Source organism: Phocaeicola barnesiae DSM 18169 = JCM 13652, from assembly GCF_000374585.1.
GTDB lineage: Bacteria > Bacteroidota > Bacteroidia > Bacteroidales > Bacteroidaceae > Phocaeicola > Phocaeicola barnesiae.
In genome coordinates, this window is record NZ_KB894658.1 from 27,598 (window position 1) to 51,008 (window position 23,411).

The window sequence follows — 23,411 nt, forward strand, 5'->3', positions numbered from 1 at the left end:
AGATTATGTCTTATTCATATTGTATGAAGAATCAGTCCTTTTCAAGTAGATATTTGTATTCTTTTTTATCAAGTTGTTTTGAAGTTCAAATCCACTGAATTAAACACTACCTTCTTTTATCAGCTTTATTGCTGCTGAGGTATTAATTCTCTTTTGAGCGTCAACAAGTATTTCAAGAATACTTTACTGAAATGCCTTCTGTCTGTTGTTTTCAAGAAATACTTCAATGTCATATTCTCTGTATAATATTTTTCCGCCGATGTGATAATATGGAATGATTCCATTGTTTCGATATTCTTGTAAAGTTCTGCGGGAAATTTTGAGACACTTTGCTAATTCTGCATCAGTTAAATATCTATGACCATTTAATATTGAGAGTTTGTCATTTATTATTAATTCGATATTCTGAGTGGCATTTTGTAACTTGCGGTATAATGCAGTTATTCGTTCATCTTTTTCAGTAATTACGTTATTCATAATTTTGATTATTCTTTTCGAGGTATGTTAGTATATCCTGTTTTTTATAATAGATTTTTCTTCCCATTTGAGCGAAAGGAATTTGTCTAGTATTTCTTAGGTGTTGTAAGGTTCTGGGAGAAATTTTCAGCCAAAGACAAACTTCCTGGTTATCAATCCATTCATTCAATTTTCTAGAAGAATAATCATTTGCAAAATTATTTATTCTATCTAAAAATCTCTCTATTTCCATAAGGCTATTTTCATATGTTGTCTTTTCAATTCCAATGATTTCCATATCCAAAAGAATTTTGAGTTTGTACAAATGTATTTTGAATATGTATATGATACAAAATGTTGTCATCAGATGTCGTCAGGTATCATCAGATGTCATAGATGTCGGCAGTGTTAACCGGTTACCAGATCCGTATTATATGGTTTACACTTTTGGTTTACACTAATATGAAACAGGTAAATTCTATATTATTGATTATCAGCTATTAATAGAATTGTTGGACTTTATCTTGGATTTAGGCATACTCTTTTCACTATTATAAGTATATACTCTTAGAGTGTGCACAACGGGAGTATCGATTTATTCACTTAATAACATTGGAATTATGTCATATATAGATAATGAGATACTCGAAAAACTGATAGGAACAATGGTAGAGGGATTTGCCCGCATTGAAAAGAAACTGGACTAGATGAACCGTCTGAAAGAATGTATGAATGGGGATAAACTGCTTGATAATGTGGGCCTTGCAGAACTCCTTGGGGTCACAAAGGACTTTGGCACGTTACCGGCAGGAAGGCAGGATTAAATATTATTCGATGGAAGAAAATGAAAAACCATTCTATTTAGCCTCGGAGATACAGAGTTTCCTGCTCCAGCGAGGCAAGAATACAAATAACAAGAAATAGTTGATGGAGCAAGTGACCGTATTCATCCCGATTCATCATACATTTCTATGGCAGTCGCCAGGCTTTCCTATACCCTTCCTGCAACATTCGCTCAACGTCACTTTCCCTGTATAGGAAGGACCTTTCCTCCCAACTGTACATAAGGAATCCTGCCTTCATTCCGGTATGTCTGCAAGGTTCTGCGGCTTACTTTCAACCTTTCCGACAGTTCCTGATCGTCAGATAACACTCCCCGTTCAATACCGGCTTGCGATTCAACGATAATGACCTGACATTTTCCTCTATATCGTCAAGCCTTTGAAAGAAAGACACTACGTGTGCGTTTTCCTCTGTCAGCAGTTCGTTCATGGCTGTTCCTCCTTCCTTTTTAATAACAGTGATAATGTTTTCTGTATGTCTTCCGGTATGTAATAGATTTTATGGCAAATCTGGCTGTAAGCCAGCATACCGTTTTCACGTAAACTCTGTAGAGTGCGTGGTGTGATGTTAAGCAGTATGCAGGCTTCCTGATTATCCAGCCATTCTCCCATTTTCTTTTCGCGGAATCTTCTGTGGACATCTTCTGCCATCCGTGCTGCGGTTTCCAGCCTTTTCAACATCCTGTCAAAAGTTCGGTCTTCAATACTGATGATTTCCATATCGTACTTTTTTGAGTTCGAAGCAAAGATATACGGCAGAAAGGGACTGATGCAAACCATTGTCTTCAGATGTCATCAAATATCATTAAATATCACAAACAGAATAGGATGCAAGCTCAAGAAAATGAAATAATACTTGAAATGTACCATATGGCGAAGCCACCGGGACTATGCAGATCGGAGGGAGCTGAAATCCCTGTCTTGTTTCGGGATTTGATAAGCAGGCTATGTCTTATTATTGAGGAAGGTGGATTTTCACGGTATCCGTGAGGTCATATATGGAATATAAGGATAGCGCCTTTGATTTACGGCTATGCGTCACGTCGGTCGCAGTTAATCCCTGTAATCTTTCCTTTAATGCCAATCCGTTTGCCGCCGCATTCTTTTTCAGGTGAATTTTCATGGCGTCAGCCATAAAGAAAATTCTCCAGAAAAAAGGAATAAATGCGGCTGGCAAATCAGGATTGGGATTTATCTTTGATGGAAGGGATAACTGATTATTATTGGAATTTGGAGTATAATTTGAATCTAAAATATCATAAATATTTCCATTACATGTGGATATAAATCATGCCCCTTGAATCCTGAATTCATTCGGAGTGATTCCTACTATACGTTTGAACATACGGCTCATGTGTTGTGGATATTGGAATCCGAGACTGTAAGCTATCTCGCTCATAGGTTTAGATGTAGAGAGCAGCAACTCCTTTGCTCGACCTATTAGCTTGTCCTGAATATATTCTGTGACAGTCTTTCCCGTCTGCTTGCTGATCATATCTCCAAAATAATTGGGTGAAAGAAAGACCTTGTCTGCAAAGTATTTTACGCTTGGCAGACCATTCTCTTGAGGAGCCTTACCATCAAAATATTCATCAAGCAGACGTTCAAACCGAACAACCACATCCTTATTGGATGCCTCACGAGTAGTAAATTGACGTTCATAGAAGCGCATACAATAATCGAGCAATAATCCGATATTGGCCGTTATCAATCTACGGCTGTGTTTGTCGATATTATGCTCCAGTTCGGCTTCAATCTTATGGAAACAATCCATAATAGTCTCGCGTTCTGTTTCAGACAAATGGAGGGCTTCACGTGTCTCGTATGAGAAGAAAGAATATTTCTTGATTTCTTGTCCCAACATTGTTCCGCAAATAAAATCAGGATGAAATAACACACCATGAGCCGTTGGTCTGATACCTTTTAACATTTCTGTCGCAGCAACCTGTCCCGGAGCGAAACAGACAATGGTTCCTTCCTTATAATCGTAAGGCTGACGGCCATAGGTAATATCTCCGCATTTTGTATCTTTCAGGAACAGGGCATATACTCCATAATTGATTTTAAAATGTTCCGGCCATACGGTTGCTTTTGACAAATCGACGACTGCAACCATAGGATGCAATGTTTCCAACCCGAACAACTTGTTATACTTATCGACGCTATCCAGTTTAATTAATTCTTCCATATCGCAAGGTATTATCGTTGTTGCAAATATAATGTTTCTATTTTGAATATATACTTTCTCTATTACAGTATCCATGATTAGGGTATAAATATCGGGAAATTGTATACAACCCTCCTATGTGAATCAGGCTACTTTTGCATAAGTCATTAAAATGCAGTTTTATGGATACAGAAAAGGATATGTCTCGTAGGGCCTTTTTGAAGGATTCGATACTGGCTGGAGGGTCATTAATGTTATCTGGAATTCTCCCCTTAAAGGCCGGTAATTATATAATGCAGGAACGCAAGACGGATTACGAACTAAATGAATCCGACAGTATACTGAAAGGAATATGTGATATTCATATTCATGCTGCTCCGGACAGTCGAATGCGGTCGGTTGACGAATGGCATTTCGCCCAAGAAGCCCAAAAAGCCGGATACCGGGCAATTATGTATAAATCCAACGATTTCAGTTGCCATGACCGAGCTTATCTGATACGTCAGGGAATTTCGGACATTGAAGTGTTTGGAAGTTTATGCATGAACCGTGTTCACGGCGATCGTGTAAATGCGTATGCTGCCGAAAAAGCTGTTGCTACTTCTGGAGGCCTGTGTCGTTGCATTTGGATGCCAACACTGGATGCGGAGTATCATTATCGATGTGAAGGAAGAAAAGAAAAAGGCATTCCTGTTCTGGACCGTTCAGGACAAGTCCTACCTGAAGTTATACGGGTCATGGAAATATGTGCCGAGGCAGATATTATTTTTGCCACCGGTCACTGTTCGCCGCAGGAAAGTATCATTCTGGCACGAAAAGCGTCAGAGATTGGTGTGAAACGATTCGTAGTAACACATGCCAATTCCCATTTCTGGATGATGACTTCCAATCAGATACGTCAGTGTGTTGATTTGGGAGCATACATCGAATATTGCTATCTGCCATGCCTATGGGGAGAAAATAGCGGAATGCCTCAATATGAACGTCAGTCTACCGGGACATTCGCAGATCTTGTTCGTGTATCTTCTGATAGAGGTTTTATTTCTACAGATTTAGGCCAGTCAGTTATGCCTCACCCAATAGCAGGAATGAAACAATGTATTAAAGATTTGGATAAAGCCGGTTTTACAACAAGGGAAATCAATAGGTTGGTACGGGATAATCCCGCTATGTTAATCGGTTTGAATGATTAAAATGAATATATTATGGATAGAAGAGATTTTTTCAAGCGGACAGGTCTGACATTAGCGGCCGGTGCTCTGTTAGGGCCAAGAGTATTGGCTGATGAGGCAGAAAAGAGGGTTGTTCAAGAAGAATTGTCAGGCAAAATTTTGAATTATAATCCAAGGATGCAGTATCGTCCAATGGGACGTACCGGAGTTGATGTTTCCGCATTGGGGTTTGGTATGCTCCGATTGCCGATGCAAGCAAACGGAAGTGTGGATTTTGACCAAAGTGTGGCCATGGTACGTCGGGCAATTGAAGGTGGTGTAAACTATATTGATACTGGGCGTGTCTACCTGAACGGACAGAGTGAACAGGCTGTCGGAAAGGCACTCGCGGGAGGATGGCGTGACCGTGTCTATGTCACCTCCAAATCTCCGTGGTGGGCCATGGAACGGCCGGAGGATTTTGAGAAGTTCTTTGATGAGTCGCGCCGTGCCATCGGAACGGATGTCATTGACTTCTACCACATCCACATGATCATGCATCGAGGCTGGAACGAGAAGGTGGTTCCTTATAAACTGATTGAGAAAATGGAGAAACTAAAGGCTGACGGAAAAATCCGTTTCATGGGATTCTCGTTCCATGACCGCCTCCAGCTTTTTAAAAAGGTGGTCGAGGCATCATCAGCTTGGGATTTCTGCCTGATTCAACATAACTATCTCGATTATGAATACGAAGCTGGCGTATTAGGTCCGAAGTACGCGGCAGCGAACGGTATGGGTGTTGCCGTAATGAAGCCTGTACGTACCGGATTTTTGGCCAATCTTCCCCAGTCAATGCGTGATGCACTTCGTTCTACCGGAGTAGAAAAGCCGGATGTGGAATGGGCTCTCGACTACCTGTGGGATATTCCAGAAGTGAGTGTAGCGGTCAGCGGGATGAATTCCATGGCCGATGTGGAGGCCAACTTGAAATATGCTTCCAAAGCACGGCCCAACATGTTGACACCCGATGAACGGGAGGCTTTGGGTGCGACCATCCGTGCATTTCGAGAGACCCCGGGACATATTGACTGTACAGGATGTTATCAGTGTATTCCTTGTCCACATAATGTAGCCATCGGATACATTTTCGCGTATGTGTACAATAATTATCTGGTACATAAGGATATGAAACGAGCTATGTCGGACTATACGATTGCCATGTCTCCCATTCAAAGAGGAGCACCGGCTTCGGCCTGTGTCAACTGTGGGGTCTGTCTGGAGAAATGTCCGCAAGGGTTGGATATTCCCAACCTGCTGGCTCGTGTTAAAGAAACTATGGGAAAATAATTACAAATAATTCACATTAAAACTACATTTCAATGAAAAAGCTAATATCATTTTTAGTTATAATGTCCTGTGTTTGTACTTTACAGGCAAAAACACTGATTGTTTATTACAGTTACACAAACAATGTTCATTGGATAGTCAGTGACTTACAGACACAAATACAGGCTGATGTTTTGCGTATAGAACCTGCAGAAGAAGGGTTGGATTATGCTGCAAACAATTATGCTCTTGGCAGTGCGTTGATTGCTGCCATTAGAAATGATCCTGCCAATCCGGATTCATATCCGGCAATTAAGACCTCAATCAACAATCTTGATGAATATGATACCATAATTATAGGTGCTCCTTTATGGTGGAGCAATATGGCTGCACCTTTGCAGACATTTTTGTTTACTTACGGTTCTCAGATGGCAGGCAAACGTATTGGTCTTATTGTATCCAGCGCCAGTAGCGGCATCAGCGGTGTAGAAGCTGATGCAAAACGCCTTATTCCTGACGGGAATTTCATGACTCCAAGCCTGTGGATACGTTCTTCACAGACTGAAAATTGTCATTCTATGCTTTCAGAATGGCTTAAGGAAATTGATTATGAGAATACCTCAACTGGAATTGTCAGTATGAATATGGGCAATAGTCCCAGCTTGCAATATCGTTCCGGTCAACTCTTTGTTTCAGGGAACATAGATTATGTTTCTATATTCAACGTAAATGGTAGTAAAGTAATGCAAACCGACGAAAAAGTTATTAATAACATTCCTGCTGGAATTTACATTGTGCAGTTGGTTACAAACAATGCTTCTAAAACATACAAGTTCCGTGCTGATGACTGATGATAATTCACATGGTTATTTATTGATATTGAAACGAAGACTCTTTATCATATTGATGAGGGTCTTCGTTTTATTTTATGAATTGTCCGTTATCTGTAATTCAGGTATATATGTCAAAGAATTGTCTACCATTCAATTTTTCTCATACATTTAACTTTGTTGCAGTTAAAAAAGATTCCAATGAATATTTATAAGAAGTGATATATATGAAGAGTAAACTTGTTTTAGCTATTATTTTATCCGTTCAGATTCAGATAGCATGGGCACAGGCGAGAATTCGTTATGATAAGAAAGGTCAGGCTACTCCCTCTGCTGTACAACCATTTGGGGAAGAGGCATTCAATGTTCAAAATGAAACAGTCATCCGCTGGTTGGGTAATGCGGGATTTTTTATTAATAGTCGCGGAACTTGTATTATGATTGATCCCATGTTGAAAGGGTTTGATATGCCTGTTTTATTTCAAGCACCAATTACTCCGGAGCAAGTTCCACATCTGGATGCGGTACTCATTACTCATTGTGATAACGACCATTACAGCATACCTTCATGTACAGGACTATCAAGTGCTTGTTTTCAATATCATAGTACACATTATGTAGATACTTTGATGCGACAACAAGGTTTGCCATCTTTTGGACATGGTATCGGTGATGAATTCCGTATAGGTCCTGTAAGTGTAAAGCTGACTCCGGCTTATCATCTATGGCAAAATGAGATGGAAGAATTTCGAAGGTTAAGGGAATATAAGATGGAAGATTATTGTGGTTTCCTTATTAATACCCCCGATGGGTTAATATGGGCTCCGGGTGATTCCCGGTTTTTACCAGAGTTCCTTGAGTTGCCGTCTCCTGACGTCATTTTCTTTGATTTTTCTGATGATTCCTGGCATATAAGATTGGAAGGAGCCATAAAGATTGCTAATACTTATCCTGATGCGAATTTGATTCTTTCCCATTGGGGAACTGTAGATTCGCCTGATATGAAACCATTTAATGCTGATCCACGTAGTCTTGAAGGTAGAATTATCAATCCTGAACGTATTCATATTCTAAATCCCGGGGAACCATTTATCCTGAAAAAGAGTTATAAAGAGTCTTATACAGAAAAGGATACGGGTAATATGGTCTTTAAATGTGGAGAGCAAGTTATGTCAGAATATTATACCGGGAAAGTCTATATTTCAGATGTAGCCCATCAGACAAAGTTTGATATAAACCATCTGGTTTTCGCCCCCAATAGTAGGAATACATGGCATATACATCCGGATGCCGAACAAGTATTGTTGATATTGGATGGTGAAGGTTACTATCAGGAAGAAGGACAGGAAATTATTCTAATTAAAAAAGGAGATGTTATAAGGACTCCGGCTAACGTAAAACATTGGCACGGATCAACTTCTGAAAGCGAGCTGGTTCATTTATCCGTAACTGAGAGAACGGATAAAGGGCATATTAAATGGATAAAATAGAAGTGATTGCAGATGATACCAGAATAGTATAAAGCATAAATGCTATTATATCCAATGTTCGGGTAGAAATATCGGTAAATTATATACCGGCTACAGTCCTATATTCAGATAATTTTGCAGTAGAGAAAAGAACTAAAAACAATGAATTATAATTCATATGAAAGTAAAGATAATCATAGCGCTTGTTGCGCTGGCAATTAATGGAACAACAATTATGGCACAGGAAAAAATCAAGCAGACGGCTGGCCGCGACCAGCTTGGGGAGTTTGCCCCGAAATTTGCGGAACTGAATGACGATGTACTTTTCGGAGAAGTGTGGAACCGTACGGACAAGCTTGGACTGCGCGACCGAAGTCTGGTGACCATCACTTCGCTCATCAGTCAGGGAATCACCGATTCATCGCTGACCTATCATCTCCAGTCGGCAAAAAACAATGGAATCACACGCATTGAAATTGCCGAGATTCTTACTCACATTGGCTTTTATGCAGGATGGCCCAAGGCATGGGCGGCTTTCCGTCTGGCCAAGGATGTGTGGGCGGATGATGCGGCTGCGGCAGATGCCAAGTCCGCTTTCCAACGCGAGATGATTTTCCCCATTGGCGAACCAAATACGGCCTACGCCCAGTATTTTATCGGCAACAGCTATCTGGCCCCCATTTCGCGTGAGCAGGTAAACATATCTAATGTGACTTTTGAACCCGGATGCCGCAACAACTGGCATATACATCGGGCTAAGAGTGGCGGTGGTCAGATGCTTATCGGGATAGCTGGCCGCGGTTGGTATCAGGAAGAGGGGAAACCTGCCGTTGAGATTCTTCCGGGAACAGTCATTCATATTCCTGCAAACGTAAAGCACTGGCACGGTGCGGCGGCTGACGGCTGGTTTGCTCACCTAGCCTTCGAGATTCCAGGTGATGAGACTTCGAACGAATGGCTGGAGCCTGTTACAGACGAAGAATACAATAAACTGAAATAATAATATTCAAAAGAGACAAATCATGGAAACGAATCTGAATTATGACATGTATGTTCCTACCCGTGTCATGTTTGGCGCAGGTATGCTGAACAAACTGGGTGAACAGCCCATGCCGGGTAAAAAGGCACTCATTATCATTTCCAACGGTAAATCCACCCGCGCGAACGGGTATCTGGCTCGAACCGAAGAGCAACTAAAAAAGGCCGGTGTGGAGAACGTCGTGTTTGACGGCGTTTCGCCCAATCCGACGGTTGCCAATGTGAATGCCGGGGCCGAGGCTGCGCGTGCGGCCGGATGCGATTTCCTGGTGGCGCTGGGTGGCGGCAGCGTCATGGATTGCGCCAAGGCCATCGCTGTCATGGCGACTAATGACGGCGTTTTGTGGGACTATGTGGCCGTGGGATCTGGTAAGGGACTTCCTATTCCCAATACGCCGCTGCCAATTGTCGCTATTACGACAACGGCTGGTACAGGTTCAGAAACTGACAGTGCCGGAGTTATAACGAAGGAGGATACCTATGAAAAGGCTTTTATCGGTGCCCCGAGTCTTTATCCCTGCATTGCGGTAGTCGATCCCGAACTGATGCTCAGTGTCCCGGCCAGTTTTACGGCATTCCAGGGATTCGACGCCTTGTTCCACAGTATCGAGGGTTACATCGCCAACGGCGCTAACCTGATGAGCGATATGTATGCGCTGACCGCTATCGAAAATCTGGCCAAATACCTGCCACGTGCCGTCCAAGACGGCAACAATCTTGAAGCTCGTACACATGTCGCTTTCGGCAATACACTTTCGGGCGTAGTCATGTGCCTTACGCTAATCACCAGTGAACACGGTATGGAACATGCTCTTTCAGCTTACCATCCCAACCTGCCTCATGGAGCGGGTCTGATTATGATTAGTCGTGCCTATTTCTCCTATTTTGTGCGCAATCATGCCTGCGATGAGCGTTTTATCCGCATGGCTCAGGTTATGGGTATGCCTGACGCAGATAAGCCAGAAGATTTCATTACGGCACTTACCCACCTGCAGGAAGCGTGCGGCGTAGCTGACTTAAAGATGTCCGATTACGGCATTGCCTTTGATGAAGCGGAAAAGTTCATGCGCAATGCGCGTGAAGTCATGGGTGTGATGTTTACCAGTGACCGCGTTCAGATGACTGATGCCGATATTGTCCGTATCTATGAAGAGTCATGGCGATAAAGGATATTGGATATTCAACTTTGATAAACAGCAACCGTCATCAGCCCCCACTAAAAATGGGGGCTGATTTATTTCGGGTATGATTGAATCCGTAACAGGGGTATATTGTCCGAGGATTTATATACCATTCTGCATACTGTCCTTCATTATCTTTGTATCAGACAATTAATAAAAAATAGATATGATTAGAAAGGAAAACATAATGAAAAAGATCTTCCTGATTCCGTTGATGTTTTTAACATTCTTGTCCTTGACAGCGTGTAGCCCTACGGATGACGACTTAATTGTTCCTGAAACACCGGAACAACCCGAAAATCCCGGGAATGGAAATTCCGATGACAATGACCCGGAAGAGCCAACAGACCCGATACCCGGAGGTAACGGGCGATATCTTGTATTGTTCACTTCACGCAGTGGTAATACCGAACGTGTAGCCAATGAAATTCGTGACCAACTGGATTGCGACATTCTCGAAGTAGAACCGGAAACCGCATTTGAGACAGACTACAATGCCATGCTTGAACGCGCCAGAGATGAATTGAATGCCATTCAGCAGGGAAATTTTCCTGCAGTCAAGACTTCGATGGAGGATTTCGACAGTTACGATCTCGTGTTTGTCGGTTACCCTATCTGGTATGGTTCGGATCCTGAGTTGGAACTTGAAGGGGTCACACGAGGCTGTGCGCCTGTACCGGGGGATATTACCATCTATGTGCCTTGGGGAAACTTAGCTATTTTCTGCAAGAACTGGTCTTCAAGCAATGATTTGGTAAGGATCGGACATATTGATGGAAACGGCATTGAGGCATTGAATGTACCTGGCGACATTTCTGTCAGGTTGGAAAAGAGATAGATATGACTGTGGAAGAATTCAAAGCATACGCCGGCACAGGCAATCCGTTGAACACGGAAGAGATATTGGCTCTGATGGATAGAGATAGATTGTATAACCGATAAAACACACAAGTATGAGACGAGCATTTATTTTTTCATTGGTTTTTGCTATGGTATCCATTACAGCATGTGGAGAAAATGACCATCCGGTCCTGTCTGAACAGCACGAACAAGCAAATGGAGAAGAGAATAATGAAAATCAAGAAACTGATATGGAAAATAGCATTATCAAACTGACAGTGGGTGGCCGCTCGTTTACAGCGACCTTAGTAAACAATTCATCAACGGATGCACTGAAAGAGCATCTTGCGCAAGGAGATCTCAGCATCCGAATGAACGATTATGGAGATATGGAGAAAGTCGGTTCACTGGGATTCTCCCTGCCCCGGAACGACAGGCAGACGACAACCGGCCCCGGTGATTTGATTCTTTATCAGGGTAGCTCCCTGGTTATCTATTATGATACGAACTCCTGGAATTTCACCCGACTGGGACATGTGGACGGTGTCTCCACCCGAGAGGAGATGCTCGGCTTATTGGGAGGAACGGGAGAAATAATCCTAACTCTTTCATTAAATAAGAATCAAAATGAAGAATAACATGAAAAAGATAACATACATCCTGACTGCAGGTTTGCTGATGCTTTCAGCGTGCAGTGAAGCGCACATAGATAAAGAACCTGAACAACCGCCTGTAACGCCTTCCGACCCGCCTGTGGAGCAAGGTGATTTTGTACAAATCAACGGAGGTTCCTTTACAGTGGGTAGTCCTGAAGATGAGCGGTGGCGGGAAAATGATGAAGTACAACACCAGGTTACAGTTGGACCATATCTGATAGCCAAATATGAGGTGTCGCAGGCCGATTATCGTTCTGTCACAGGAGTAAATCCCAGTTATTTTCAAGGGGACAATCGTCCGGTAGAAATGGTTTCATGGTACGACGCCGTACGTTTCTGCAATGCGTTGAGCCTGTCCGAAGGGCTTGAACCGGCGTATTCCATTGACGGGACAGAGGTAACATGGAACCGTGAGGCCAATGGATATCGCCTGCCTACGGAAGCCGAATGGGAATATGCTTGCCGGGCCGGGACTGATTCCCCATTCAGCACGGGACGCAACATTACCGTAGAGCAGTCCAACTGGTATAGCAGTTACCCATATATTGAGGGTGAAGGCGGAGGTACTTACCGAAGACAGACAGTGGATGTTGATGAGTTTGAGCCGAATCCATGGGGCTTGTATAACATGCACGGCAATGTCAGCGAATGGTGCTGGGATTATTACGGTGCTTATACCAATGCTGCTGGTCCCAATCCTTCAGGTCCTGAAACCGGCCGTAATAGAGTAGCGCGTGGCGGTGGCTGGTATGATTATGCCAAACATGTCCGCAGTGCCTACCGTTCGGCTGTGCCGGCTGATTATACGGACTACAAGCGCGGCTTCCGTCTTGCCCGAAATGTCGAATAATAAATCATACGAAAATGAAACAGTTTATATTGATTATGTCCGTTTTGCTTGGGTGGGCATTCCAATCGGAGAACATATACGCACAGACTGGCGGTAGGACATTGATAGTCTATTTCTCCGAAGGCGGAAATACACGCGGCATAGCGGAAGAAATCCAGTCCCAGATCGGAGCAGACCTGGTGGAGATTGAGATGGAAGAACCCTATTCCGACAGTTATAGTGTTTTGCTGGAGCAGGCAGAACAGGATCTTTTGGCTAACGCTCGTCCGGCTTTACGCACACGTATTGAGAACATGGAGGCGTATGACACGATACTGCTTGGTTATCCGAACTGGTATGCTATCCTGCCGATGCCTGTTTATACATTTCTCGAGTCATACGATTTCGATGGCAAGCGGATCATCCCGTTTTGCAGCCACGGAAACGGGATGATGGGAGAAACCGTTTCAAATATCTGCAAGACATGTCCGTATGCAGATGTTCGCGAAGCTCTGTCTGTGACCTATAGCGGTGGACCTTCTCTTTCTGAGGAAATACACACATGGCTTGCCAGGCATGGACTTGTTGAATAAAACGAATTGGAGTTATTATAAATAAAAAGCATGACAGTCAAGACTATTACAGGGTGTAACCGACTTTTTTCGGCAAAAACTCCCAATCCATTGGTGAGCATGATTCGCCTGTCCGATACGACCGAAATTTCGCAGGTTCTCCAGTTCGGGTTCTTTACCGTATGGCTGAGAGCGTGGAATACTCCATGTCAGCCTCTTTTCGGACACAAGAAATGCGACTTCAGCGACGGAACACTGACCTTCCTGCAACCGGGAAGAACCGCTACACCGGAGATATGGAAGCCTGAGACCGGACAATCCGAAGGATGGCTGCTCTGCTTTCATGACTCGGTGTATAACCCGCTGAAAACAGGAAAATCTTCCCGGGAATATTCTTTTTTCAGATATGCTACACGGGAAAGCCTTCATCTGTCACAACGTGAGATGGCCGTGCTGGAGAGGGAGATGGATGAGATAGGTGAAGAGCTGCATTGGGGTGTAGATGAATACTGCTATACGATTCTTGCCGGGAGAATCCGGCTGTTGCTGGACTATGCGTCGCGTTTCTACCGGCGCCAATTTATTCTCCGACATAATGAGAATCAGGAAATGCTGGAACGGACAGACCGCGAATTGGAGATTTTTTTCCAGACCGGAAAGGCACAGTACGAACGATTCCCGTCATCGGAAGATTTCGCCAGATTGTTCGGTTGTTCGCCGGATTATTTCAACGACATGCTGAAGCATGAGACTGGGAAAGATACTGAAGATTATGTGAAATTCAAACAGATTGCCTGTGCCGAGTATCTGCTGAAAAGGGGAACGGAAAGCGTCGAGGAGGTGGCAGCCCGGCTCGGATTCCCCACTGACCGGGAGTTCTGTACACTGTTCAAGAGACTGAAGGGAAAAACTCCCTCAGATTTCATTTCCGGGGCTGGCATCAAACACCTGAATTAATTGACATGAGACATGGATAAAAGAAGAAAGAGAAGAATGGCTTTTGTGATTATTTTGTCACTCCTTCTGCTGTGCTGTTTGGGCGTCTGTTGTTTCCTTGCGCAGCCGTCATTTGGTCGGAACCCTTCAGGAGATCGGCTGGAACGAATTCGCAGGTCTCCGAACTATCGGGACGGGATGTTCCGCAACCAGATGTCCACTCCAGTGATGACCAACAAGAAGAGCCGCTGGCAGGCATTGTGGGAGTTTGTTTTTGCTGACCGAAAAGGTCTCCGTCCTGAAACAGCCCTTCCCGTTGTACAGACTGATTGCCGCCAATTACCCGATACGGGGAATCTGATGGTCTGGTTTGGTCACTCGTCGTATCTGCTACAGGTGGACGGGAAACGGATTCTGGTCGATCCCGTATTTCATGCCGCAGCTCCTGTCTCGTTTGTCAACCGCCCGTTTGCCGGGACGGACATTTTCCATACGGAGGATATGCCGGACATAGACCTGATGCTTATTACGCACGACCATTGGGACCATCTCGACTACCAGACTGTTACAGAATTACGTGAAAAGGTTGGTAGGGTCGTTTGTCCGCTCGGTGTTGGAGCACATTTTGAGTATTGGGGTTACCGTACGGAGCAGTTGGTAGAGTTGGATTGGGAAGAGCAGATCCCTTACGACAGTTTGATTATCCACTGTCTCCCGGCCCGTCATTTCTCGGGTCGCGGACTTACGTCAAACAAGACCTTATGGGGCTCTTTTCTGATTGAATCACCTTCGCTGACACTGTATTTGGGCGGTGATGGCGGGTACGGGCCCCATTTCAAGCGAATCGGACGTCGATTCCCGAAGATTGACTGGGCGATTCTTGAAAACGGCCAGTGCAACGAGGACTGGAGGTTTATCCACACCATGCCGGAACAACTTGGACAAGTGGTATCGGACCTGAATGCCCGCCATGTAGTTACGGTGCATCACTCCAAGTATGCGCTTTCGCGGCATTTGTGGGATGCCCCCTGAAAACGGCTCGACGGCTCAAGGAAGAAGTAGAGGCATGTGTTTGCATGCCGGTTATCGGAGAAATATTATCACTTGATATCAACCAACCATAAAATATGTAATCATATGAATATTATTAGAGATACTGAATTTGGGGGCGAACGCCCTTTGTTTGAGTCGCATGATTTGCGTTTGGAGAATGTAATTATCCGCGCCGGAGAATCGGCCATCAAGGAGTGTAGCAATATTGAAGCTTTTGAATGTAGGTTTGAAGGTAACTATCCATTCTGGCACGTTCATGGTTTCAAAATCGAGCGTTGCTATTTTGATGTAGGAGGACGTTCGGCATTATGGTATTCTGATCATCTGCGGATGAAAGATACTGTGATTGATGCCCCAAAAATGTTCCGTGAGATGAGTGAGATTGATATCGAAAATGTTGCAATGAATGATGCAGATGAAGTGTTCTGGCGTTGTAACGGTATTCGTATCAAGAACCTTAAATTGCATGGAGGAACCTATCCCTTCATGTTCAGCAATAACATTTATGTGGATGGATTGGAGAGTGACAGCAAGTATGTTTTCCAATATGTGAAGAATGTGGAAATTCACAATGCCAAAATTACCACCAAGGATGCCTTCTGGGAGGTAGAGAATGTGACCATCTATGATTCAGAGCTTGACGGCGAATACCTTGGCTGGCATTCGAAAAACCTCCGTCTAGTCAACTGCCATATCACCGGTGAACAACCGCTCTGTTATGCCCACGACCTGGTGCTGGAAAACTGCACGTTCGGACCGGACTGTGACCGTGCCTTTGAGTACAGCACATTGAATGCCGATATTCGTGGAGCCATCACGAATATCAAGAACCCCATGTCGGGACGTATCGTGGCAGATGAGTACGGTTCGATAACAATAGATGAGAATATCAAGGCTCCTGCCGACTGTGAGATTCGGCTTAGGGATGAGCGCACCTGTTTCACCGACTAATACAGACGGACTATGAAATATGACTTCGATAAGATTATCCCCCGACGGGGAACGAATTCCTATAAATGGGACTCTTTTCCTGTTGGTAAAGACGTGCTTCCCCTTTGGGTAGCGGACATGGATTTCCGTACGGCACCAGCCATCACCGATGCATTGGCCAAACGGGTGGCACACGGCATATTCGGATATGTCCATGTTCCCGATGAATACTATACTGCGGTTACCCGATGGTTTGAACGGCGTCATAACTGGTCCATCCGGAAAGAATGGATGATTTATACATCCGGCGTTGTCCCTGCCATTTCTGCTGTCATCAAGGCTTTGACAGAACCGGGGGATGGCGTGGTCGTGCAGACTCCCGTGTATAACTGTTTCTTTTCATCCATACGCAACAACGGTTGCCGCATTGTTGCCAATCCCTTGAGATACGTTGGCAACACCTATTATATTGATTTTGAAGATTTGGAGCGAAAGACCGCCGAGCCGGGTGTAAAGCTACTGCTGCTATGCAATCCCCATAATCCGGTAGGCCGCGTATGGAGCCGCGAAGAGTTGCACCGCATCGGGGAAATCTGCTTCAGGAACGGCGTGACGGTCATCGCGGACGAGATACATTGCGAGTTGGTCTTCCCGGGACACACCTACACTCCTTTTGCTTCGATTGGCGAAGAATTCCTGCAAAACTCCGTCACCTGTCTGTCGCCGAGCAAATCTTTCAATATTGCAGGATTGCAGATTGCAAATATCATTTCTTGTGATGAGAGGATACGAAGGAGAATAGACCGCGCCGTCAACATCAACGAGGTATGCGATGTCAACCCCTTCGGCATTGAGGCCACCATCGCCGCCTACAACGAAGGAGAGGAATGGCTTATACAGTTGCTGGACTATCTGAAAGCGAACTATGATTACCTGTGCGGATTCTTCCACACCCACTTTCCGCAAATACCCGTTACGAGGCTCGAAGGCACCTATCTGGTATGGACAGACTGCCGCGCTCTGGGGCTGTCGTCCGAAGTGTTGCAGACACGGTTGCTTGAAGAGACCGGACTGTGGCTTAACAGTGGAACGATGTACGGACCGGAAGGCGAAGGATTCCTGCGCTGGAATATTGCCTGCCCGCGTGCGGTATTGGAAGAGGCATTGGCCCGTTTCCAGAATTTCATCCAATGTCTGATTGCGGGAGGAACTTGACATGGGGCGTATTTCTCTTACCAAACGGAAACTGTTGGTTGTCCTCGCCTATTTTCTTATTTACTTTGTATGGGGGTCAACCTATTACTTCATCGGGGTGGCTCTGCGTGAGATTCCGACTTTTTTACTGGGAGCCCTGCGTTTTTCCGTTGCGGGGATCCTGTTACTGGCAATATGTGTGTGTCGTGGGGAAAAAGTGTTGTATCTGCAGCTTATCCGGCGTTCAGCAGTGAGCGGTATTGTCCTGCTGTTTGTGGATATGGCCGTCATCATGTTGGCCCAACGCTATGTAAGCAGCAGTCTGGTGGCTATTGTCGCCTCGTCCACAGCAATCTGGATCATGCTGCTTGATGTCCCTTCCTGGAAAAAATTTTTTCGGACTCCGACCACCGTCCTTGGCATGCTGGCCGGATTTATCGGCGTAGGGATGCTTTACATGGAACAGTTGAGTCTGGAAACCGGATCGGCCGTTCACAGTGAATACGGTATCCTGATTCTGATAGGTGGTTGTATTTCCTGGGCTTTAGGAACGCTGTATGCAAAATACCGCTCTTCAGGAGCCGAAGAGGTTAATGCTTTTGCCGGATCGGCATGGCAGATGCTCTCTGCCAGCGCATTGTTCTGGATATGTTCTCTGGCCATAGGAGAATGCAAACTCTCCACTGGCTGTATATGAATATCCGGCAGAGACGACACGCGCAGTCATTAACATGATCTCAAGGAATGTCCTGTCCCGTTATTCGGACGTGAAGTTTGTAGTTCCCCACTGTGGCTCTTTTCTGCCACTAGCCATCCCGCGTATGAAAGCTGTCCATCCGGCGATGGTATCAAAAGGATTCATGCAGGAAATCGACTGGGAAGCCAACCTCCGGAATCTTTATTACGACCTGGCAGGTGCTGCAACTCCCGAAGTGGTGCGCACATTGCTGGCCATAACAACCCCTGACCATCTGCTTTACGGGTCAGATTATCCGTATCAACCAGATTGGGTATTGAAGGCCGGATTGGAACGGATGCGTGTATGGATGTCAGAAGATCCGTCTCTCGTATCTCTACTGTCTAGAATTTTATATGGAAATGCAGTAACTCTATTTGTTGATAAATCTTGGTAAAATATGGACAGACGAGTTTTCTTGAAATGTTCAGCCTCAGCGGCAGCAACTGTATTGTTATCCTCAGTAGCAACAGCCGATGAATTGTTTAATGAAAATAAAGATAAAATGAAGATCGTAGTATTGACAGGAAGCCCCCGCCGGAACGACAACACGAATTATCTTGCAGACCGCTTCATTGCAGGGGCACAAGAGAAGGGACATTCTGTGTTCCGTTTTGATTGCGCCGCCCATAAAGTCAATGGCTGTATGGCTTGCAACCGTTGCGGTATGGACGGTGATTGTGTGCTGAAAGATGATTTCAGTATTGTACGTCCTCATCTGCTGGAGGCAGATATGGTAGTATTTGTAACCCCGATGTTTTATTTCGGATTCTCTGCGCAGATCAAGAGTGTCATAGACAGGTTCTACGCCATTAACGGGAGAATAAAAGGAGCTCCCAAGAAGACCGCTTTCCTGATGGCATACGCCAATAGTGCGTATAAGGATGCTGAAGCCATGCGAGTTCATTACTCTACTTTGGCAGATTATCTTGGCTGGAGAGATATGGGGTCTGTCATAGCTCCTGGTGTATGGACTGCCGGTTCCATAAGAAATACAACATATGGAGAAGAAGCCTACCGGCTCGGAAGAAGTTTGTAATAATTAAAAACTATCAGCATGAAACGAATTATAACAGCTTTCGTATTGGGTTGCCTGATTCTTCCCTCTGTGGCGCAGGCACAGAATAATAATCGAATAGATATCTGTAAAGAAAATTACACCACATTGTTTGGAGGGGAAGCATTGACTGGAAAAGGTACAGACCCTGAGTTTATGGACATACTCCAGAAATTTATTTTTGGTGAAGTCTTTACAGTCGGTAATCTTGACAACAAACAACGCGAACTTATAACCTGTACCGTACTTTCTGTAATGCAGACGCTGCCACAGTTGAAATCTCATGCAGCCGCCGCTCTGAATGTCGGTGTGACCCCTGTCGAATTGCGAGAGGCCATCTACCAGTGCGCCCCTTTTATTGGATTCCCGCGTACGCTGAACGCCCTCAGCGTAATCAACGAGGTATTCCGTGAGAAAGGTATCGCTCTACCTCTTGAAGCCCAGGGCACCACTACAGAAGAAAACCGTTACGAAAAGGGATTTGCTATTCAGAATCCACTTTACGGTGATGAGATTGCTACGCGCATGGCTGATGTACCGGGCGGCATGGGGGCCGATGTGGCACGTTTCCTGACCGAATATTGCTTCGGTGATATCTATACTCGCAACGGTCTGGATGTCCAGACGCGAGAATTACTCATCTACTGCATTCTGACGACGCTGGAGGCCGATTCGCAACTTCAATCCCACACGTTGGGAAACATAAAGCTTGGCACTAGCAAGGAAACACTTGTAGCGGCGGTTATCCAGTGTCTTCCATACATCGGATTCCCGCCTGCGATGAAAGCTTTGAATGCTATCAAAAATGCTGGTCGAGAGGCGGTGGATCCAACTAAACAACTTGTACGTCTTTCAAAAATCGAGGTTGATCCTTCACGTCTGATGGAGTACAATGCCTATCTGAAGGAGGAAATCGAGGCTTCGATGCGGCTGGAGCCGGGTGTGTTAACACTCTATGCCACCGCTGAGAAAGAAAACCCGAACAAGGTTACCATTTTGGAGATTTATGCCGATGAAGAAGCATATCGCAAACATATCCAGACTCCACATTTTCAGAAATACAAACAGGGAACGCTCGATATGGTCAAGTCTCTTGAACTGGTGGACTCCACACCGTTGATTCCCGGACTAAAAATAAAGTGATATGAAAAAGAGAATATTAGGAAAAAGCGGACTGGAAGTGTCTGCTATCGGATTAGGCTGTATGGGCTTTACACAGAGTTACCCGCCTTATCCGGAAAAAAACGAGGCCATTGCCACCTTACGCCAGGCTGTTGAAGCCGGTATCACTTTTTTCGATACGGCCGAGGTTTATAGCATGTTTAAAAATGAGGAACTTGTTGGCGAGGCTCTTGAGCCTTTCCGAAATGAGGTGGTCATCGCCACCAAATTCGGATATGATATGGCCAATGTCCATTTTGAAGGGTCGGCACGTCCCGTTGAATTGTCGAGCAAACCGGAAGTCATCCGCCGTGCTGTCGAAGGCTCGTTGCGACGTTTGCGAAGAGACCATATCGATTTGTATTATCAACACCGTGTGGATCCGCATACGCCCATTGAAGAAGTTGCCGATACACTTTCGTCTTTGATCAAAGAGGGTAAGGTTCTCCATTGGGGATTGTCCGAAGCTTCAGCTGCCACAGTCCGTCGGGCACATGCTGTCTGTCCGCTTACAGCAGTACAGAGCGAATATTCGATGTGGTACAGAAAACCTGAAGCGGAATTGCTGCCAACTTTGGAAGAACTGGGTATCGGATTCGTACCTTTCAGCCCGCTGGGCAAGGCCATGCTGACGGGACGGTTCAATCGTCAGACGACCTTCGACAAGTCCGACTACCGGAGTACCATCCCGCGTTTTAGTCCCGAGAACCTGCAACAGAATGTTGCGCTGGCTGAGTATGTAGAGCAGTTGGCCAAAATGAAACAAACTACACCGGCTCGGGTCGCTCTTGCCTGGCTTTTGGCTCAAAAGCCGTGGATTGTCCCGATTCCAGGATCAAAACGGATTGAACGGATTGTGGAAAATGTCGGCGCTGTTGAAGTCTCATTCTCGGAAGAGGAATTGACGGAGATTCGTTCTCATTTGGATTCTATCCATATCATTGGTGGACGTTATTCGGAGGATCAGGAAAAATTGACCGGATTATAAACTTGAATACAGAAGCAAAGTTTGGCTTTTGACAGGTTTTACAAATAAACTTATAAATCAATTCAAATAAGAAATACATATGAAGAAGTTATTTTATATTCTGCTGGCAGCAGGGCTATTTTTCGGGTTTACATCTTGTGAAGATGATGAGCCTGTAACCGACCAGCCTCAGACTGAAACCCCTGAAAATGGAGGAGAAGATGATGAAAACGGGAATAATGATCCCGAGAATCCCAATCCTGTAGAGGGAGACATCCTTGTCGTTTATTACAGCTTCACGAACAACACGCACACGATTGTGACGGATCTGCTGACACAAATAGATGCAGATGTTGTCCGCGTGGAACCGGCAGAGAAAGGATTGGATTACGCTGCGAACAATTATGCCATAGGCAGTGCCCTGATTGCCGCCATCCGTGAAAATCCGAATGACGTCTCTTCCTATCCGGCTATCGATCCAGTGGACGTTGAACTTGAGAACTACGCTACGGTGATTGTAGCGGCACCCCTCTGGTGGAGCAATATGGCGGCTCCGTTGCAGACCTTCCTGTTCAACCACGGAAGCGAGATGGCAGGAAAGAATATCGGGCTGATTGTGTCCAGTGCCAGCAGCGGCATCAGTGGTGTCGAAGCGGATGCCAAACGTCTTATCCCGGAGGGCAATTTCCTGACCCCGAGCCTTTGGATCCGTTCTTCCCAGACGTCCAATTGTCATGCGATGACCGCTGAATGGCTGAAAAATACAGGTTTGATTGAATAAAAGAATTTATAATGAAACCATATGTTATTTGCCACATGGTGGCTTCCATTGACGGCAGGATTGACTGTTCGATGGTAGACAAAATCAGCGGAGAAGAATATTATACCGCATTGGAACAACTGGATTGCCCCTCTTTATTGGAAGGACGGGTAACCATGGAACATTATAACGCCGCCAAAGAACCGTTCGTCCCGACAGAGTATGAACCAGTTGGTCAACCCTCCGTATATATTGCAGAAGAATCGGATGCCTATATGGTATCTGTTGATACGTTAGGACATTTACGATGGAACTCGAACCGTATTGATGATGTACCGTTGGTTTGTATTGTCAGCGAAAGAGTTTCTAAGGAATATCTGGAGATGTTACGTAAACAGGGAATATCATGGATTGCCGTAGGAAATGAAAATATTGATTTGGATACGGCCATGAATATACTGTATGAACAATTTCATGTCAAGCGTTTAGCTCTATTGGGAGGAGGTCATATCAACGGAGGATTCTTGCAGGCCGGACTGATCGATGAGGTCAGTCTGCTGGTAGCACCTGGAATAGATGGCCGAAAAAACGGAACCGCCGTCTTTGATGGAATAGGAGGAGATGACCGCCTGCCGGTGCATCTTCACCTGACCAGCGTGGAAAGATTGGAGAATGATGTAATCTGGCTGCGCTACAGGCTATAATCCCATGATACGGGGAATTTAATCGGTATTTAGGGTAGCTTGCTCCCTTTTCGAATTTACTACTTTTGAGAAAAGAAAATGAAAGCAGGTCGTATGGACGATTTAATACAATTACTGCATGAAGGAAAGCATTCTCTGGTCGTTGCAAATGGTGAAGTTTGCACATTCAATGGTCGTGGTGTCATCGATCTGTATCATTTGTTGCAAGATGATCCGGGCTTCTTGTATGAAGCATCCATCGCAGATAAAGTCGTGGGTAAGGCCGCTGCGGCACTGTTGGCTTTGGCAAAGGTCAAAGAGGTGTATGCGGATGTCATCAGTCGGCCTGCCCTTGACTTGCTTTCAAAAACCGATATAAAGATAAGTTATGGAGTTGTAGCCCCGCATATTATCAATCGGACTGCTACCAGATGGTGTCCGTTGGAAACCCGCTGCTTTGATTGTGCTACGCCTGAGGAGTGTTTTCACCAGATAGAGGCATTCTATAAACAAATAAATGATTAACAAACAGATACATTATAAATGAAGATAAGAAAGTCTTATTTGTCAATTGCTT

25 protein-coding genes and 3 pseudogenes are annotated in these 23,411 nt (G+C 44.9%); 23 read left to right on the top strand and 5 right to left on the bottom strand.

Annotated features, from left to right (window positions below):
* Nucleotides 1-183 precede the first annotated feature (183 nt).
* Nucleotides 184-477 (bottom strand): helix-turn-helix domain-containing protein, encoded by a 294-nt coding sequence (locus tag C510_RS0113640; RefSeq protein WP_018711844.1) that lies wholly within the window; start codon nt 475-477, stop codon nt 184-186.
* Nucleotides 470-754, bottom strand: coding sequence for a helix-turn-helix domain-containing protein (locus C510_RS0113645; RefSeq protein ID WP_025892858.1), 285 nt, complete (start codon nt 752-754; stop codon nt 470-472). The genes C510_RS0113640 and C510_RS0113645 overlap by 8 nt, the downstream gene beginning before the upstream one ends.
* 409 nt (nt 755-1,163) lie before the next feature.
* On the opposite strand from C510_RS0113645, the pseudogene C510_RS17795 reads away from it, so the two are divergent.
* Nucleotides 1,164-1,380: pseudogene (locus C510_RS17795) on the top strand (MerR family transcriptional regulator).
* 45 nt (nt 1,381-1,425) lie between these two features.
* Here the strand turns inward: C510_RS17795 and C510_RS16605 are convergent.
* From C510_RS16605 to C510_RS0113675, 3 genes and pseudogenes are all read right to left on the bottom strand, one after another.
* A pseudogene (locus tag C510_RS16605) lies at nt 1,426-1,728 on the bottom strand (helix-turn-helix domain-containing protein).
* Entirely contained in the window at nt 1,725-2,018 is a 294-nt protein-coding gene (locus tag C510_RS0113660; RefSeq protein ID WP_025892861.1) for a MerR family transcriptional regulator, read from the bottom strand. The pseudogene C510_RS16605 and the gene C510_RS0113660 overlap by 4 nt, the downstream one beginning before the upstream one ends.
* 568 nt (nt 2,019-2,586) lie before the next feature.
* Nucleotides 2,587-3,486, bottom strand: a complete 900-nt coding sequence (locus C510_RS0113675) for a helix-turn-helix domain-containing protein (protein ID WP_018711849.1) — start codon at nt 3,484-3,486, stop codon at nt 2,587-2,589.
* 161 nt (nt 3,487-3,647) lie between these two features.
* On the opposite strand from C510_RS0113675, the gene C510_RS16610 reads away from it, so the two are divergent.
* The 22 genes and pseudogenes from C510_RS16610 to C510_RS0113790 all read left to right on the top strand — a co-directional run bounded on the left by C510_RS16610 (nt 3,648) and on the right by C510_RS0113790 (nt 23,359).
* Nucleotides 3,648-4,658, top strand: coding sequence for a DUF6282 family protein (locus C510_RS16610; RefSeq protein WP_018711850.1), 1,011 nt, complete (start codon nt 3,648-3,650; stop codon nt 4,656-4,658).
* A 12-nt stretch (nt 4,659-4,670) separates the two neighbouring features.
* On the top strand, nt 4,671-5,963 hold the full coding sequence (locus tag C510_RS0113685; protein WP_051086649.1) for an aldo/keto reductase: 1,293 nt from the start codon (nt 4,671-4,673) through the stop codon (nt 5,961-5,963).
* A gap of 32 nt (nt 5,964-5,995) precedes the next feature.
* Nucleotides 5,996-6,793 (top strand): flavodoxin, encoded by a 798-nt coding sequence (locus tag C510_RS16615; RefSeq protein WP_025892864.1) that lies wholly within the window; start codon nt 5,996-5,998, stop codon nt 6,791-6,793.
* Between the two features lie 206 nt (nt 6,794-6,999).
* Nucleotides 7,000-8,262 carry an MBL fold metallo-hydrolase gene (locus C510_RS16940; protein ID WP_018711853.1) on the top strand — a complete coding sequence of 421 codons (1,263 nt, stop codon included), beginning with the start codon at nt 7,000-7,002 and terminating at the stop codon, nt 8,260-8,262.
* A gap of 157 nt (nt 8,263-8,419) precedes the next feature.
* Nucleotides 8,420-9,241, top strand: a complete 822-nt coding sequence (locus tag C510_RS0113700; protein ID WP_162160992.1) for a carboxymuconolactone decarboxylase family protein — start codon at nt 8,420-8,422, stop codon at nt 9,239-9,241.
* 22 nt (nt 9,242-9,263) lie between these two features.
* Nucleotides 9,264-10,445, top strand: a complete 1,182-nt coding sequence (locus C510_RS0113705) for an iron-containing alcohol dehydrogenase (protein ID WP_018711855.1) — start codon at nt 9,264-9,266, stop codon at nt 10,443-10,445.
* Nucleotides 10,446-10,647: 202 nt separating this feature from the next.
* Nucleotides 10,648-11,298 (top strand): flavodoxin, encoded by a 651-nt coding sequence (locus tag C510_RS0113710; protein ID WP_018711856.1) that lies wholly within the window; start codon nt 10,648-10,650, stop codon nt 11,296-11,298.
* Between the two features lie 115 nt (nt 11,299-11,413).
* A complete protein-coding gene (locus tag C510_RS0113720; RefSeq protein WP_018711858.1) occupies nt 11,414-11,938 on the top strand; it encodes a cyclophilin-like fold protein in 525 nt (174 codons plus the stop codon).
* Nucleotide 11,939: 1 nt separating this feature from the next.
* The gene (locus C510_RS0113725) at nt 11,940-12,806 is read left to right on the top strand and encodes a formylglycine-generating enzyme family protein (protein ID WP_026320234.1); all 867 of its coding nucleotides are present in this window, start codon (nt 11,940-11,942) and stop codon (nt 12,804-12,806) included.
* Between the two features lie 14 nt (nt 12,807-12,820).
* On the top strand, nt 12,821-13,378 hold the full coding sequence (locus C510_RS16625) for a flavodoxin (RefSeq protein ID WP_051086651.1): 558 nt from the start codon (nt 12,821-12,823) through the stop codon (nt 13,376-13,378).
* A gap of 30 nt (nt 13,379-13,408) precedes the next feature.
* Nucleotides 13,409-14,314 (top strand): helix-turn-helix domain-containing protein, encoded by a 906-nt coding sequence (locus C510_RS0113735; protein ID WP_081621849.1) that lies wholly within the window; start codon nt 13,409-13,411, stop codon nt 14,312-14,314.
* Nucleotides 14,315-14,326: 12 nt separating this feature from the next.
* Complete coding sequence (locus tag C510_RS16630) at nt 14,327-15,325, top strand: MBL fold metallo-hydrolase (protein WP_244870480.1); 999 nt, start codon at nt 14,327-14,329, stop codon at nt 15,323-15,325.
* 105 nt (nt 15,326-15,430) lie between these two features.
* Complete coding sequence (locus tag C510_RS0113745; RefSeq protein WP_018711861.1) at nt 15,431-16,297, top strand: DUF3737 family protein; 867 nt, start codon at nt 15,431-15,433, stop codon at nt 16,295-16,297.
* Between the two features lie 12 nt (nt 16,298-16,309).
* Entirely contained in the window at nt 16,310-17,491 is a 1,182-nt protein-coding gene (locus C510_RS0113750) for a MalY/PatB family protein (RefSeq protein ID WP_018711862.1), read from the top strand.
* 1 nt (nt 17,492) lies between these two features.
* Nucleotides 17,493-18,140: pseudogene (locus C510_RS16635) on the top strand (EamA family transporter); the annotation flags it as partial.
* A gap of 61 nt (nt 18,141-18,201) precedes the next feature.
* Nucleotides 18,202-18,603: an amidohydrolase family protein gene (locus C510_RS16640; protein ID WP_018711864.1), complete on the top strand. Its 402-nt coding sequence runs from the start codon at nt 18,202-18,204 to the stop codon at nt 18,601-18,603.
* A 108-nt stretch (nt 18,604-18,711) separates the two neighbouring features.
* Nucleotides 18,712-19,245 carry a flavodoxin family protein gene (locus tag C510_RS0113765; protein WP_018711865.1) on the top strand — a complete coding sequence of 178 codons (534 nt, stop codon included), beginning with the start codon at nt 18,712-18,714 and terminating at the stop codon, nt 19,243-19,245.
* 18 nt (nt 19,246-19,263) lie between these two features.
* Nucleotides 19,264-20,406 carry a carboxymuconolactone decarboxylase family protein gene (locus C510_RS0113770; RefSeq protein ID WP_018711866.1) on the top strand — a complete coding sequence of 381 codons (1,143 nt, stop codon included), beginning with the start codon at nt 19,264-19,266 and terminating at the stop codon, nt 20,404-20,406.
* 1 nt (nt 20,407) lies between these two features.
* Nucleotides 20,408-21,412, top strand: a complete 1,005-nt coding sequence (locus C510_RS0113775; RefSeq protein ID WP_018711867.1) for an aldo/keto reductase — start codon at nt 20,408-20,410, stop codon at nt 21,410-21,412.
* Nucleotides 21,413-21,491: 79 nt separating this feature from the next.
* On the top strand, nt 21,492-22,172 hold the full coding sequence (locus tag C510_RS0113780; protein ID WP_018711868.1) for a flavodoxin: 681 nt from the start codon (nt 21,492-21,494) through the stop codon (nt 22,170-22,172).
* A gap of 11 nt (nt 22,173-22,183) precedes the next feature.
* On the top strand, nt 22,184-22,855 hold the full coding sequence (locus C510_RS0113785) for a dihydrofolate reductase family protein (RefSeq protein ID WP_025892872.1): 672 nt from the start codon (nt 22,184-22,186) through the stop codon (nt 22,853-22,855).
* Nucleotides 22,856-22,948: 93 nt separating this feature from the next.
* Nucleotides 22,949-23,359, top strand: a complete 411-nt coding sequence (locus C510_RS0113790) for a DUF1893 domain-containing protein (RefSeq protein ID WP_025892873.1) — start codon at nt 22,949-22,951, stop codon at nt 23,357-23,359.
* The last annotated feature ends 52 nt before the right edge of the window (nt 23,360-23,411 follow it).